A 494-nucleotide genomic window follows, 5' to 3' on the forward strand; every position below is an offset into this window, starting at 1 on the left:
ACTTGATCCTCTGCTGAACCAATACGAATAAAACTTCGCTGGTTCGTCGAGTAATACAGATCTACCGGTACGCGTGTTTTCCCATCTTTGCTTACAAAATCAAAGGTCGGAGTCAGGCGAATACCGTCTCTGGGCCCGAACATATTGCCCTTGGTTTTGAAATCAAACTTAAAGTGATATCCCGTCTTCACAGCCACATTCTGATACCCTTGCAGCGGATGACTACCTGGGCGAATCGGTACGGTGAACTGCGGTTTGTTCCCTCGCTTGTCACCGTCGATGCCCTGCGTTCCCGTCCAATAACTGATCCAGGTTGGGGCAATACTGCCCTTAAATCGCCGGAAAACAAGCTCCCAGTTGTAGTCTGCAATGTCCGTGATTTCAAAGTCGTATAATCTCCCAATGACCTCCACAGATACTTCGTCGCTGGCCAGATGATAGGTTAGATCTGTGTTGGCATCGGGTTGGGCATTGCTTCTGGACATCGATTCAAA

The 494-nt window shown here is 48.6% G+C and carries 1 pseudogene; it reads right to left on the bottom strand.

Annotated elements, in window-relative coordinates:
* Positions 1–494 (bottom strand): annotated as a pseudogene (locus FE296_RS00225) (DUF5704 domain-containing protein); the annotation flags it as partial.

The organism is Paenibacillus sp. UASWS1643, from assembly GCF_008693195.1.
Classification (GTDB): Bacteria; Bacillota; Bacilli; order Paenibacillales; family Paenibacillaceae; genus Paenibacillus; species Paenibacillus amylolyticus_B.